At 71.9% G+C, this 13,066-nt stretch carries 10 protein-coding genes; 6 read left to right on the top strand and 4 right to left on the bottom strand.

From position 1 onward, the window contains the following. Positions 1–98: 98 nt before the first annotated feature. The 4 genes from ACIBMZ_RS29065 to ACIBMZ_RS29050 all read left to right on the top strand — a co-directional run bounded on the left by ACIBMZ_RS29065 (position 99) and on the right by ACIBMZ_RS29050 (position 2,586). Complete coding sequence (locus tag ACIBMZ_RS29065) at positions 99–677, top strand: DsbA family protein (RefSeq protein WP_396699254.1); 579 nt, start codon at positions 99–101, stop codon at positions 675–677. A 272-nt stretch (positions 678–949) separates the two neighbouring features. Then, a complete protein-coding gene (locus ACIBMZ_RS29060) occupies positions 950–1,654 on the top strand; it encodes a VOC family protein (RefSeq protein ID WP_396699251.1) in 705 nt (234 codons plus the stop codon). Between the two features lie 183 nt (positions 1,655–1,837). Further along, positions 1,838–2,269, top strand: coding sequence for a hypothetical protein (locus ACIBMZ_RS29055; RefSeq protein WP_396699287.1), 432 nt, complete (start codon positions 1,838–1,840; stop codon positions 2,267–2,269). 47 nt (positions 2,270–2,316) lie between these two features. Further along, positions 2,317–2,586: a hypothetical protein gene (locus ACIBMZ_RS29050; RefSeq protein WP_350699500.1), complete on the top strand. Its 270-nt coding sequence runs from the start codon at positions 2,317–2,319 to the stop codon at positions 2,584–2,586. Between the two features lie 344 nt (positions 2,587–2,930). Here ACIBMZ_RS29050 and ACIBMZ_RS29045 read toward each other — a convergent pair whose 3' ends face one another. From ACIBMZ_RS29045 to ACIBMZ_RS29035, 3 genes are all read right to left on the bottom strand, one after another. Beyond that, a complete protein-coding gene (locus ACIBMZ_RS29045) occupies positions 2,931–3,605 on the bottom strand; it encodes an HAD family hydrolase (protein WP_396699285.1) in 675 nt (224 codons plus the stop codon). 430 nt (positions 3,606–4,035) lie between these two features. Beyond that, on the bottom strand, positions 4,036–4,581 hold the full coding sequence (locus ACIBMZ_RS29040) for a TetR/AcrR family transcriptional regulator (RefSeq protein WP_396699248.1): 546 nt from the start codon (positions 4,579–4,581) through the stop codon (positions 4,036–4,038). 97 nt (positions 4,582–4,678) lie between these two features. Next, positions 4,679–7,381 carry an MGH1-like glycoside hydrolase domain-containing protein gene (locus tag ACIBMZ_RS29035; RefSeq protein ID WP_396699246.1) on the bottom strand — a complete coding sequence of 901 codons (2,703 nt, stop codon included), beginning with the start codon at positions 7,379–7,381 and terminating at the stop codon, positions 4,679–4,681. A 42-nt stretch (positions 7,382–7,423) separates the two neighbouring features. On the opposite strand from ACIBMZ_RS29035, the gene ACIBMZ_RS29030 reads away from it, so the two are divergent. Then, positions 7,424–9,358, top strand: coding sequence for an amylo-alpha-1,6-glucosidase (locus tag ACIBMZ_RS29030; protein ID WP_396699244.1), 1,935 nt, complete (start codon positions 7,424–7,426; stop codon positions 9,356–9,358). 76 nt (positions 9,359–9,434) lie between these two features. Here ACIBMZ_RS29030 and ACIBMZ_RS29025 read toward each other — a convergent pair whose 3' ends face one another. Beyond that, positions 9,435–11,348 (bottom strand): Xaa-Pro dipeptidyl-peptidase, encoded by a 1,914-nt coding sequence (locus tag ACIBMZ_RS29025; RefSeq protein WP_396699242.1) that lies wholly within the window; start codon positions 11,346–11,348, stop codon positions 9,435–9,437. Positions 11,349–11,702: 354 nt separating this feature from the next. On the opposite strand from ACIBMZ_RS29025, the gene ACIBMZ_RS29020 reads away from it, so the two are divergent. Next, positions 11,703–13,019: a glycosyltransferase family 4 protein gene (locus ACIBMZ_RS29020; protein ID WP_396699240.1), complete on the top strand. Its 1,317-nt coding sequence runs from the start codon at positions 11,703–11,705 to the stop codon at positions 13,017–13,019. Positions 13,020–13,066: the final 47 nt, after the last annotated feature.

The following is a 13,066-nucleotide window of genomic DNA, read 5'->3' as shown; positions in this document are numbered from 1 at the left end:
AGTCGCGAAACCCACCGCGCGACACGACGTAAACGTCACTTTGCGTGGTCCAGGTCACACCGGAGGCCGACCCGGACGGTGGGAGCTAGTCTCGGGCGGTGGACGCCACCTTCTTCTTCGATCCCGCCTGCCCGTGGACCTGGCGCACGTCGCGCTGGCTGGTCGCCGCCGCCGAAGCCCGTGACCTGCGCATCGAGTGGCGGGCGTTCAGCCTGAGCATCCTCAGCGGCGGCCAGGCCCCACCGGAGTACGCCGAGGCGATGGCGGCGTCGGGCCGGGCGCTGCGGCTGGTGGAGGCGCTGCGCGCGGCGGACCGCCACGAGGACGCCGGCCGGTTCTACACCGAGCTGGGCACCCGTACCCACGATGCCGGCAACCCGCCCAGCGACAAGCTGGTGGCGGAGGCGGTGACGGCGGCCGGTCTCGACGACGTGGCCGTGGCGCTGGACGACGACCGCTGGGACACCGAGGTGCACGCCTCGCACGCGCTGGCGTTCGGCTCGGCCGGGCCGGACATCGGCTCGCCGGTGCTGATGGTCCCCGGCGCCGACCGGGGTCTGCACGGCCCGATCCTCACCGAGGTACCCGACCTCGACGACACCCTGACTCTCTGGGACAACCTGCTCCCGCTGCTCCGCATGTCGGCCTTTCACGAGGTCAAGCGCGGTCGCCGCTGACCTCTCCCCCGCCGATCACCCACCTCGCCGCCCCGCGCCGCTCGGTCACCCCCCGAGCGGCGCGGCCCCTGTACGGAACCTGCCCATCCCGCGCTGGTCGCCCCCTCCGCGTCGATCATGGACTTGTGGCCCCCGAGATGTCCGGACACTCCGTGTTCTCGGCGACCTCAACTCCATGATCGGCGCGCCAGGGCGCGGAACGGCGGGCACGGTGGGGCGGGGTGCGGCGGGGCGGGGTGCGGGTGGGTGGGGTTGGGGGCAGGATCGGCGGCATGCTCGCGCGCTTCAAGGACCTCTGTCTCGACGCCGCCGACACTCGTGCCCTGGGCGGATTCTGGGCCGGCATCCTCCACGGGAGCCTGGTCGACACCGGGGACGGGGACGGCAGGGTCGACCCGCCGGCCGGACGGCCCTCGGCCGAGTCGATCTGGATCAACCGGGTGCCCGAGCCGCGTACCGCCAAGACCCGCGTACATCTTGATCTGTGGCTGGCCGAGCCGCAGCCGACGGCGCTGCTGGCGGCCGGCGCGCGGATCGTCCGCGAGCCCGACTCGGAGATCGACTGGTGGGTGCTGGCCGACCCGGAGGGCAACCTGTTCTGTGCCGTCCCGCCCGACGGGGACGCTGCTCCCGGGCCGTTCGAGCTGGTGGTCGACTCCGCCGACGCGGCCGCCCAGGCGGCCTGGTGGTCCGGCGTCGTCGGCGGCGAGGTACACCCCAGTGACGAGGGGTACGCCAAGATCGTGGGTGCGGCCGGGTTCCCGTGGGACTTCTGGATCTTCGACAAGGTGCCGGAACGCAAGACGGTCAAGAACCGCATGCACTGGGACGTCGACCTCGTCGCCCCCGAGCCGTCCGCGCTGATCGCCGCCGGGGCGAGTCTGCTGCGGGAGCCCGACGACACGGTGAGCTGGTGGGTGCTGGCCGACCCGGAGGGTAACGAGTTCTGTGCGTTCGCGCCGCATCCCACCGCTTGAGTGATACCGGTCGTCCATCCGGTCGACTAGCGTGACACCTGCCGTGCCGCCAGCGCGTACGCCGTCGCCGCCGTTACGCCACCGGCCCACCCCGATCCGCCGATCGGTGGGTTCTCGCGGGAACACCCCGTCACCGGTCCACCGGTTGGGCAGGATCGTCCCCAACGAGGAGGTGCCGCCGTGGTGCAGGACACCCGCGCTCTCGCCCTGACGTTCGAGGTGAGCGGCCTGCCACCGGTCAAGACCGAGGCGTTGTCCATCTTCGCCGCCGGCCACCGGCAGGCGACGAGGGTCCGCGCCCTGCTCCAGGCCGCCTGCGAGGCGGCACAGAAGACCGGCTGGACCCCACTGTCCGGCCCGATCGAGGTGGACCTGACGCTGCGTTGCCCGCCCGGGCACCGCACCTCCGACGCCAGCACCCTGCTGGGCGGGGTGTGTGCGGTGTTGCAGGACAAGAAGCGGGTCACCAGCATCGGCCTCGCCCACCTCGGTGTCCTCGTCGATGTGGCCCTCTACGACGACGACAGGCAGATCCGCCGGTTGTCGTACCTGGAGGAGCCGGGCGAGGAATTCTCGTACCAGGTACGCGTCGCCGCGGTACCGAACGTGGTTTGACGGACGGTGGTGGTCGGGTACCGCTGCCGCCGACGAAGGGAGCACCGATGTCGGAGCCACACGTCACGCTGGAACCGCGTGACCCGGTCCAGGAGAAACTGCGTGGGCCCCTGGAGCAGCAACTGACATCGGCACTCCAGGTGGCCGCCGACCGGATCCGGGACTCCTACACCGGTGAGCCGGTGGAGCAGGTCTGCCAGCAGTTGCTGGACGAGACCCGAGCCGGCCTGCACCCGGACATCGCCGCGGCCTTCCAGCCCGACATGGACGAGTTCTGCCGGGTCGCCGTCGCCATCGTGCGCGGCGAGACCACCTGAGCCGACCCGACGACACGGGTCAGGACCGGAGCCGCACGCTCCGGCCCTGACCCGTCCGGCGTGGGCAGCGCACCGGCCGCGTACCGACGCGCGTGTCAGCAAGCCCCAGCACGGCAGCCGGCCCGCCGGCACTCAGCTCCACGGTGCCCCACGACCGGACCCGGTACCGTGACCCACCCCGGCGGGTCGCGGTACCTGGGCCGAGGCTAGGCGTGCCAGGGCCGAGCCCGCGCGGGCCGGTACGCACTATTGCCGGCCACGGGAAAAAGCGGCAGGAGCCTGTAACACCTGACGGGCGTGAAGCGCTGACCCGGTCGGAGCTACAGCGGACCGGCCCGGCGGCCTCAGAAGTGCCTGAGCAGGTCGGGGAAGGCGCGCAGATGCAGGACGCCCTCGTCGCTCGGGTCCAACTCGTCGTGCTCCAACACCCAGGTGTTGGCGTTCGGGATGAACACCGCCCCCCAGCCGGCCGCCCGCGCCGGCAGGATGTCCGACCGCGGCGAGTTGCCGATCATCCATGCCCGGGTCGGGTCGACGCCGTGCTCCCGGCTCAGCCGGTGATAGGTCGCCACGTTCTTCTCCGGCACGATGTGCGCCGCCGCGAAGTGGTGCAGCAACCCACACGCGTCCAGCTTGCGCTGCTGCTCCTCGCGCTCCCCCTTGGTCAGCAGCAGCAACTCGTGCCGCCCGGCCAACTCGTCCAGCGCGTCGGCCACCCCCGGCATCAGCTCGACCTGGTGGTTCACCAGCGCCACCGCCAGCTCGTCGATCTCGCGGCGCTCCGCCTCGGTCGCCGGGCGTTCCCGCAGCCGTTCCAGGCACTCCCGCAGGCTGCGCAGGAAGACCTTGCTGCCGTACCCGTGCGCCACGGCGTTGGCCCGCTCGATGTCGTCGAGCACCGACCGCAACTGCGCCCGGTCGAGGGTCGGATGGTCCACCCAGGTGAGGAAGTCGTCGATCACCCGCTCGAAGACGACGTTGTTCTCCCAGAGCGTGTCGTCCGCGTCGAAGACCAGCACCCGGCCCGGCTCGATCGGTTCATGTGTCACGCTGCGACCCTAGGCAACCGCACCGACCCCGGCGACCCGATAAATCGTCCCGTCGAGACAGACCCACGCAGACGACAGGATCCGGACGCTACTGCGGTAGCCGGCACCCCCGATGAGCGGTGCAGCGCCTCAGGTCCGTGGTCGCGTCCTCGCTCGGGCCGACGAGAGGTCGGCCCGGGGCCAGGCGGAGACACGCCTGGCCCCGCAGAGGGTCGCTCTCAGCTACGTCGAGTCCACTGCTGGTTCGCGCCGCCGTTGCAGGCCCGGAGGATGACCACAATGTTCACGCACACATCGAGAGCACATGAAGCGGCACCGGACCGGGCGCGCGGGCCGGCTGGCGACCGGGTGACCCCGGCACGTACGGCAACAGCCCCACGCCACCGGCGAGGTGAGCGGATCAGCGCGGGCTGAACAGGTGGTTGCCGAGCAGCCGCTCGCGCTGCTCCTGGGCCTCGGGACGCAACCGACCACCCCGGGTCAGCATCACCATGCCGTGCAACAGGCTCCAGCCGAGTTCGGCGAGCGTGTCGTCGTCCTGCGCGGCGGCGGACGCGGTCAGTGCCGCGCGCAGCTCACCGAAGGCCGCCGCGACGGTCTCCGGCACCTCCTCGGCACCGAGCGTGAGATCCGGAGTGTGAGCGAACATCGCGTCGTAGATCTCCGGGTACGCGTAGGCGAAGTCGAGATAGGCCGCCATCACCGCCGGCCACACCTCGGCCGGCCGGTCCACCCCCGTGCGGGCGGCGGTCAACGCGGCGGACAGGTCGGCGAAGCCCCGCACCGCGACCGCGGCGACCACCGCCTCCCGATCGGCGAAGCGTTCGTAGAGGGCCCCGAGGTCCACGTCGGCGCGCTCGGCCAACCGGCGGGCGGTGACCCCCGCCCACCCCTCGGCCTCGGCCAACCGCCCGGCGGTCGCGACGATCGCGTCACCGCCTGGCACACCGTCTCCGTGCTCTGCTCCGGACACCCCGCCGAGCGTAGTCGCGACGCCCACCGGTGGCCCCGTCGCGACGGAATGGCGACTCTGCCGCGCCTGGTCAGCGCCGCAGCGTCAGGATGAGGTCGGCGACCAGCGCCGACCAGCCGGTCTGGTGCCAGGCACCGAGCCCGGCGCCGTTGTCGCCGTGGAAGTACTCCGGGAAGGCGATCAGGTCCCGCCAGTCCGGATGGGTCTGGAACAACTGCGCCGCGCCGTAGATCGGCCGCCGCCCCCAGTCGTCGCGGGTGAACAACGCGATCAGCCGGGCGGAGAGGTCGTCGGCGATCTCGTCCAGCGTCCTCTTCACCCCGGAGCGCGTCGGATACTCCACCTGGAGGTCCTCGCCGAAGAACGCCGCGTAATCCCGCAACGCGCTGATCAGCAGGAAGTTCGTCGGCATCCAGATCGGACCGCGCCAGTTGGAGTTGCCGCCGAACAGCCCGCTCGTGGACTCGGCGGGCTCGTAGCCGACGCAGAACTCCTGCCCGCCCAGGGTCACCGCGAACGGCTTGTCCAGATGTGCGCGGGACAGCGTCCGCAGGCCGTACTCGGAGAGGAACTCGTCGGTGTCCAGCATCCGGGCGAGCAGCCGGACCACCTGCTCCGGGCCGCACATGGACAGCAGTCGCTGCTGCCGCCCGTCCGGGCCGATGCGTCGGGCGCCGACCACCGAGGCGTACTCCGGGCGGTGGGTGAGGAACCACCGCAGCCGGGCCCCCAACTCCGGCAGCCGGTGCAGCGTACGCGCGGGCAGCCGGGTGACCGCCGCCAGCGGCAGCAACCCCACCACCGAGCGCACCTTCAACGGCACCTTCGTCCCGTCGGCCAGCCGCAGCACGTCGTAGAAGAACGCGTCCTCGTCGTCCCAGAGCCCCTGGTCGTACGCGGCCGCCGCGATGTAGGTGAAGTGCTCGAAGAACTTCGTCGCGGTGTCCACCCAGGTGCGGTCGTGCTCGGCCAGCACGATGGCGATGTCCAGCAGGTTGAGCGCGTACATCGCCATCCAGCCGGTGCCGTCGGACTGCTCCAGCACCCCGGCCACCGGCAACGCCGCCGACCGGTCGAACGGGCCGACGTTGTCCAACCCGAGGAAACCGCCCTCGAAGACGTTGTTGCCGCCGGTGTCCTTGCGGTTGACCCACCAGGTGAAGTTCATCAGCAGCTTGTGCATCATCCGGGCCAGGAAGTCGTGGTCCCGGCTGCCGTCGATCTCGAACACCTTCAACGCCGCCCAGGCGTGCACCGGCGGGTTGACGTCGCCGAACGCCCACTCGTACGCCGGGATCTGCCCGTTGGGGTGCAGATACCACTCACGCAGCAGGAGCAGCAGTTGGTCCTTGGCGAAGCCGGGGTCCACCCGCGCGATGCTCACGCAGTGGAAGGCCAGGTCCCACGCGGCGTACCACGGGTACTCCCACGGGTCCGGCATGGAGATCACGTCGAAGCTGGTCATGTGCCACCAGGCGCTGTTGCGCCCGTGTCGGCGCCCGGCCGGCGGCGACGACCCCGGATCGCCGTCGAGCCACCGTTTGACGTCGAAGTGGTAGAACTGCTTGCCCCACATCAGCCCGGCGATGGCCTGCCGGGCGATCAGCGTCTCGTCGGCGCTGGCCTTGGTCGGGATCACCCCGTCGAAGAAGCGGTTCGCCTCCGCCCGCCGCGCCCACACCACGGCCTCGAAGCCGTCGCCCAGGTCCGCCGGGGGCGGGTCGACGGCGCCGGGCGGCGGTGCCGTGCGGGTCAGCCGCAGCCGGATCTGGCGCTGTCCGCCCGGTGGTACGTCCAGCACGTAGTGCAGCGCGCCCTTGGTGCCGGTCAGCTCCGGGTTCACCGTCTCGGCTCCGTCGACCACGTGGTCGTTGATGCCGTCCTTCGGGTACGGCGTGCGGCTCGGCAGTCCCCAGAGCCGCTCGGCGTTGGTGTCGTTGTCGCACAGCAGCGGCGTCGGGTCGCCGTCGCCTTCGAGCCGGACCTGCCCGAGCACCCAGTGCTCACCGACCAGCCGCGCCCCCTGCCCGACGATCTGCGGCACCCGGTCACCGCCGGGCAGCCCCCACGCCCAGGTGTTGCGGAACCACAGGTGCGGCAGTACGTGCAGCCGTTCGGACCGGTCCCCCCGGTTGACCACGGTGACCACCACGCACAGGTCCGTCGGGGTGGCCTTGGCGAAGTCGACGGTCACCGCCCAGTACCGGTCGTCGTCGAAGATGCCGGTGTCGACCAGCTCGTACTCGGTGTCGTCCCGCCCCCGCAGCCCGTTGACCGCGACCAGTTCGTCGTACGGGAAGGCGGCCTGCGGGTAGTGGTAACGCCAGCGCATCCACGAGTGGGTGGGCGTGGAGTCCTCGTACCACCAGTAGTCCTTGACGTCCTCGCCGTGGTTGCCGCCGTCCCCGCCGAGACCGAACATCCGTTCCTTGAGGATCGGGTCCCGCTCGTTCCAGAGCGCGAGGGCGAAACAGAAGGTCTGTCGATCGTCACACACGCCCGCCATGCCGTCCTCGGACCACCGGTAGGCTCGGGACCGCGCGTGGTCATGGGGGAAGTAGTCCCAGGCTGTGCCGTGCTCGCTGTAGTCCTCCCGTACCGTCCCCCACGCCCGCTCGGACAGATAGGGACCCCATGCACGCCAGTCCTGCTCGCCGGCATCAGCCTGGGCGAGCCGGAGCCGTTCCGCGTCGGGGGCCGGGGCGGAGGGTGAACCTTCGGTGATCACCTTTACATCTTCGACGCCGCTGGGGTACTTCACCACAGCGGCCATTGTCGTCGTGTCGTGTTACACCTCGCCGCCGGTGGAGGAAAGTTGATCGAGATTCGCTTCGGCTCGCAGGTCTGCGGGGAGCTGACCAGCGCCGCCGGCCGCGAGTGGTTGGTGCCCGACGGCCTCGGCGGGTACGCCATGGGCACCGTCGGCGGGCTGCGCACCCGCCGGTACCACGGGCTGCTGGTGGTGCCGGGCGACACACCGGCCGCCCGCAAGGTGGGGCTGGTCAGCCTCGACCCGTCGGTGCTGCTGCCCTCCGGGGCCCGGGTCCGCCTCGGCGCGCACGAGTGGGTCTCCGGCGACGTCGACCCGCGCGGCTTCGAGCTGCTGGAGCGCTTCGACCTGACCGACGGGCTGCCCCGGTGGCGGTGGCGCATCGGGGACGTCGTGATCGAGCGGGAGCTGGCCATGTCGCACGGCCGCTCCTGCGTGGCGGTGGTGCACCGGTTGATCAGCGGTGGTCCGGTCGAGCTGGAGCTGGCGGCGGCGTGCACCTGGCGCGACGCCCACGGCGAGCGGCGCGCCGACGGTCCGCCGCTGCGGATGGACCCGGTCGACGGCGGCGCGGTCATCGAGGGCGCCTACCGGCTGTCCGGGCCCGGCTGGACCCCGCAGGGCCACTGGTGGCGGGGCGTCTACCACCGCGAGGAGGCCGCACGCGGCCTGCACCCGGAGGAGGACCTCTGGTACGCGGGCCAGTTCCGCGACACCCTGCGCCACCCCGGCGACACCGTGTCGGTGCTGGCCTGGGCGCAGGACGCGGCTGCGGCACCGCCGCCGGCCACCGAGGTGGTCGCGGCGGCCCGCCGCCGCAACCGGGAGGTGGTCGCCTCCGCCAAGCCCGCCGACGACGTCGAGGCCACCCTGGCCCTTGCCGCCGACGCGTTCATCGTGCGCACCGACGACGCGCCGGTGGAGGTGGTCGCCGGCTACCCGTGGTTCGGCGCCTGGTCCCGGGACACGATGATCTCCTACGAGGGTCTGTTCCTGCGGACCGGCTGGGCCGATCGCGGCCGTGAGCTGCTGCGCTCGTACGCGGCCACGCTGTCCGAGGGGATGCTGGCCAACACCGCCGACACCGGCCGGGTCGAGTACAACACCGTCGACGGCACCCTGTGGTTCCTGCACGCGGTCAGCCGCCACGTCACCGTCACCGGCGACACCGACCTGGGCGACGAACTGCTGCCGGCGCTGCGTGGTGTCCTCGACGCCCACCTGGCCGGCACCCGCTACGGCATCGCCGTCGACCCGGCCGACGGACTGCTCACCGCAGGTGCCCCCGGAGCCGCGCTCACCTGGATGGACGCCCGCGTGTACGGGGTGCCGGTCACCCCTCGCCACGGCAAGCCGGTCGAGGTCAACGCGCTGTGGATCAACGGGGTGGCCGGCGTGGCCGAACTGGCGGACCTGGCCGGGCAGGACTCCGACGGGCTGCACCGACTGCACGAACGGGCGGTCAAGGCGTTCCGGGACCGCTTCCCCGCCCCGGGCGGCTGGCTCAACGACGTGGTCGACGCGCCCGCCCCGGCGTACCCGCTCGGTGGCGCGGCCTTCCACGACGACGACCTGCTGCGCCCCAACCAGCTCCTGGCCTGGTCGTTGCCGTTCGCGCCGCTGGAGCCGGACCCGCGAGCCGTCGGTCTGGTCGGAGCCGGGCTGCTCACCCCGCTCGGCCCGCGCAGCCTCTCCCCCGACTGCCCCGGCTTCCTCGGCCGGCACCGGGGCGGACCGGCCGAGCGGGACAGCGCCTACCACCAGGGCACCGTCTGGCCGTGGCTGATCGGCCCGTACGCCGACGCCGGCCGACGCGCCGGTCTGGCCGTCGACACGCTGTTCACCGGGTTGGAGGCGCACCTGACCGAGTACGGCCTCGGGTCGGTCAGCGAGACCGCCGACGGCGCGTCCCCGCACATCGCCACCGGCTGCCCGTTCCAGGCCTGGTCCGTGGCGGAGCTGCTGCGCGCCCGCCGCTGACCCGGAAGGTGGGGCGCCCGCACGGGACGCCCCACCAACGTCAGCCCCGGCCCGGCGGGTCAGCCGGGCCCGTCGGTCAGCCCAGACCCGCCGCGACGGCGGCCGGACGGCCACCGACCACCGGCAGGGTGATCCGGGTGCTGTCGAAGTGCACGGTGATCTGCGCCCGGGTCTGCTTGGCCCGGCTGCTGTAGCCGGAGTAGGAGCCGAGCAGCACCACGCCGATCTGGTGCCCGGTCTCGAAGACGTAGTCCTCCGGCATCAGCGGCACGTCCACGCCATACTTCGCGCCCGGCACCAGCGGCGTCGACACGTACAGCGAGTCGAGGTTCAGCCCGTCCACGATCCCCTTGGTGACCAGCTCCTGCGGGTTGCTCGCCACGGTCTTGACGGTCTGCCGGTAGCAGCCCTCCTCCGCGTACCCGCCGAAGGTGGCCGCCTCGCCCCAACAGTCCTCGGTGCTGCGGGTCTGGATGCCGTCGCCGCTGGTGCTGAACCGCTCCCGGGTGCCGTAGTCGACCAGCAGCCCGGCGAAGCTGGTGTCCGTTCCGTCGACCGACGCCTTGATCCGCACGATCGGCGTACCGGAGATGTGCAGCGGCGCGGTCAGCGGCGCGGAGAGGAACACCAGCCGGTTGTCCGTGTTGGCCGACGGGTCCGACGGGTGCCGGATCGCGGTGGCCTGGCTCATCATCGGGGTGTCCCGGAACGTCGCCGAGCGGTTGCCCGGGCCCGAGCGCACGGACAGCCCGCCGGGGCCACCGTCGGTGCCCGGCCGCAGGAACACCTGGGTGGGTCGGCTGGCCGGCAGCGGCCAGTCGGCGTGCGTCTCCCAGACGTCCGGCAGCCGCTCGACGTCGGCCGTCGGCTCCCGCATGATCCCGTTGTCGATGCCGTGCAACCAGAAGTCGAACCAGCGGTGCAGGGTCCGCACCCACTCGGCGCGCCGGAAGTCGAACGGGTCGATGTGCCCGGTGCCGGTCAGCCTGAGCTTGCGCGGCACGTTCTGCTCGGCCAGCGCGTACCACCACTTGCTGAAGTGGTCGGCCCGGACGTTGTCGTCGTTGATGCCGTGCACCACGAAGACGCTGGCCTTGACCTGGCCCGCGTGCGGCAGGTAGTCCCGTTCCGCCCAGAAGTCGTTGTAGTCGCCGGTGGCGTCGTCACCGCCCTGGCCGAGCTGGGTCCGCACCGGGGCGCAGTACTGCCGCCGGTCCGGATCGGTGACGGTGTTGGCCAGGCTGCCCGAGTAGTTGTTGGCCCGGGTCACCAACCCGTTGCTGCGCGAGTAGTCGTACCAGTTGGAGATCGCCGAGATGGGCACGATGGTGGTCAGCCCGTCGACGCCGGTGGCGGCGGCTGCGTTGGCCAGCGTCCCGTCGTACGACTTGCCGATCATGCCGGTCCGGCCGTTGTGCCAGTCGGCGACGACCTCGTTGCCGTCGGCGTCGACGCCCTTGCGACGGCCGTTGAGCCAGTCGATGCCGGTCGGCGCGCTGATGTTGTCCGCCCGCCCGCCGGTCACCGGGCATCCGGTCGAGTTGTTGGTGCCGATCATGTCCAGCAGGACGACCGCGTAGCCGCGCGGGACGAAGTAGTTGTCGTAGAACAGCGGCCAGCGGTCGTTGAGGCCGTCGCCGTCCAGGTCCGCCTTGCACTCGCTGTCGTTGCCCCGGCAGACCGTCGAGAAGTACGGGCTGGCGTCCATCACCACCGGCACCCGCAGGCCCTGATCGCTGGCCTTGGGCCGGATGATGTCCATCGCCACGACGTCCAGCGCGCCGTCGGCGTCGGTGTCGACGTCGGAGGTCACGAAGATCCGTTCGCGGATCGCATCGGCGTACCCGAACACCGGCTGGGTGACGCCGTCCGCGACGACCGGTCCCGTGCCGGCGGACACGGGTTGCGCCGCCGCCGGGGTCACCGGCAGGACGGCGGCGATCACCGCGACCGCCACCGCCGGAACCCACCATCGCCTCGTGGTTCGCATCCTGCTTCTCCTTCCCGGCACCCGACGTCGACCGCCGCGCACCGGCTGGCGGGCGGACCCAGGGTCGGTCGGTACACCGTCCGAATAGAACCTACGAAGCCGGACGTGGTAGGTCATCCGACACCTGCGGGACAAACCACCGATCGACTCCTACGAATGTCGCAGACCGGTGTCGGGCGGTACCGCCACCCCACACCGGCCCAGCCGCCGGCAGCCCTTTACACCACCGCAACGGCTACGTCTCCGCTGGTTATCCAGGCCCGACCAGGATTGGTCCCGATCCAGCCGCGACACCGACAGGCCCGCCGGGGGGCCTGCTGCCGGGCGCGCGGGGACGACTCCGAGGGGGCGCGTATGTCACCGAACGCCGACGTGATCGACATCAACCCCGCACGCTCGCAGCGGGTGCTGATCCTGTCCTGGGAGTACCCACCCGTCCTCGTCGGCGGACTCGGCCGCCACGTGCACGCCCTCTCCGTCGCCCTGGCCGCCGCCGGCCACCAGGTCACCGTCGTCACCCGCCACGCCGACGGCGCGCCGCTGGAGGAACACGTCGACGGCGTACGCGTCGTCCGGGCCGCCGAGGACCCGGTCACCTTTCCCCTGGCCACCGGCTCCCTGCTGGCCTGGACGATGGCGTTCAACCACACCCTCACCCGCGCCGCGCTGCGCGCCGCCGACACCGGCGACTACGACGTCGTCCACGCCCACGACTGGCTGGTCGCGCACACCGCGATCACCGTCGCCGAACACCTGGATCTGCCACTGGTCACCACCATCCACGCCACCGAGGCCGGCCGACACCAGGGCTGGCTGCCCGAGGAGATGAACCGCACCATCCACGGCGTCGAACACTGGCTCAGCAACGCCTCCACCCGACTGATCGCCTGCTCCGGCTACATGCGCGAGCAGATCACCACGCTGTTCGACGTACCCGCCGGACACGTCGACGTGGTCCCCAACGGCGTCGACGACCGGGCCTGGCGGGCCCGCCCCCGCGCGGTCGCCACCGCCCGTGCCCGCTTCGCCGGAGACGGCCCACTACTCGGGTACGCCGGCCGACTGGTCTACGAGAAGGGCGTGCAGCACCTCGTCGACGCCGTACCCGAGCTACGGGAACGGCACCCCGGGCTGCGGGTGCTGATCGCCGGCGACGGCCCGTACCGGGGCGAGTTGGAGGACCGCATCGGGCAGCTCGGGCTCGGCCGTACCGTCCGCTTCGCCGGGTTCCTGGACAACACCCAGCTCCCGGCGGTCCTCGGTGCCACCGACGCCACCGTCGTCCCCAGCCTCTACGAGCCCTTCGGCATGGTCGCACTGGAGGCCGCAGCGGCCGGCGCACCCCTGGCGGTGGCGCGCACCGGCGGCCTGGCCGAGATCGTCGAACCCGGCGTCACCGGCGTGACCTTCCCGCACAGCGATCCGTCGGCACTGGCCGGCGCGGTCGGCCAACTCCTCGGCGACGAGGTCTTCGCCCGCCGCGTCGCCCGCGCGGCCCGCACCATGGTCGGCCGCCGGTACGGCTGGGCCACCATCGCCGCCCGCACCGCCGAGACCTACGCCGTCGCCCGCCGCGACCACGGGCCCACGCACTCCCGGCACCCCGTCGTCGACTCCGTACCCCGCCGCCGCGCCATCACCATCCCCGACGGCAACCTGCTGGCCGTGTGAGGGGCCGCCGGCTCACCGTCGAGACACGCGCGCGCGAGATAGGTGAT

It is taken from the genome of Micromonospora sp. NPDC049900, from assembly GCF_044461025.1.
Taxonomy (GTDB): domain Bacteria; phylum Actinomycetota; class Actinomycetes; order Mycobacteriales; family Micromonosporaceae; genus Micromonospora.
This window is presented reverse-complemented; position numbering and strand designations above follow the sequence as displayed.

What these genes read in the sequence shown, in the direction of transcription:
- ACIBMZ_RS29025 (WP_396699242.1), bottom strand. Translation starts at nt 11,348, where the DNA reads ATGCGAACCACGAGGCGATGGTGGGTTCCGGCGGTGGCGGTCGCGGTG.
- ACIBMZ_RS29020 (WP_396699240.1), top strand. Translation starts at nt 11,703, where the DNA reads ATGTCACCGAACGCCGACGTGATCGACATCAACCCCGCACGCTCGCAG.
- ACIBMZ_RS29035 (WP_396699246.1), bottom strand. Translation starts at nt 7,381, where the DNA reads ATGGCCGCTGTGGTGAAGTACCCCAGCGGCGTCGAAGATGTAAAGGTG.
- ACIBMZ_RS29060 (WP_396699251.1), top strand. Translation starts at nt 950, where the DNA reads ATGCTCGCGCGCTTCAAGGACCTCTGTCTCGACGCCGCCGACACTCGT.
- ACIBMZ_RS29050 (WP_350699500.1), top strand. Translation starts at nt 2,317, where the DNA reads ATGTCGGAGCCACACGTCACGCTGGAACCGCGTGACCCGGTCCAGGAG.